This is a genomic window from Streptomyces ossamyceticus (genome assembly GCF_001418475.1).
GTDB lineage: Bacteria > Actinomycetota > Actinomycetes > Streptomycetales > Streptomycetaceae > Streptomyces > Streptomyces ossamyceticus.
On sequence record NZ_LIQX01000892.1, the window covers coordinates 2,284 to 2,583 of the forward strand.

Here is a 300-nt window from a genome sequence, read left to right on the forward strand (position 1 = left end):
ACCACGGCGACGACGGCCGCGGTGGCGATGAGCGCGATGCGGGGAGCGGACCGCCACCAGGGGTGCCCCGGTTGGCCGGGCCCCGGCACTGAGTCGCCGGAGCTCCCGCCCGGGCCGCTGGGACCGCCGGGACCACCCGGTCCTCCTGGGCCTCCCGGACCGCCACCGGTCCCGCCGGGGCCGCCTCCCGCTCCGCCGGGGCCCGAGGCGTCGCCGGGGCGTTCCGGTGGCACCTGGCCGCCGGGCCACGTCGGGCCGGAGGGCGGGCCGGGCTGCGACGGTCCGGACAGGGGGTCGGAG

At 82.3% G+C, this 300-nt stretch carries 1 pseudogene; it reads right to left on the bottom strand.

Annotated elements, in window-relative coordinates:
- Window positions 1-300, bottom strand: a pseudogene (locus tag AOK15_RS48685) (DUF6777 domain-containing protein); the annotation flags it as partial.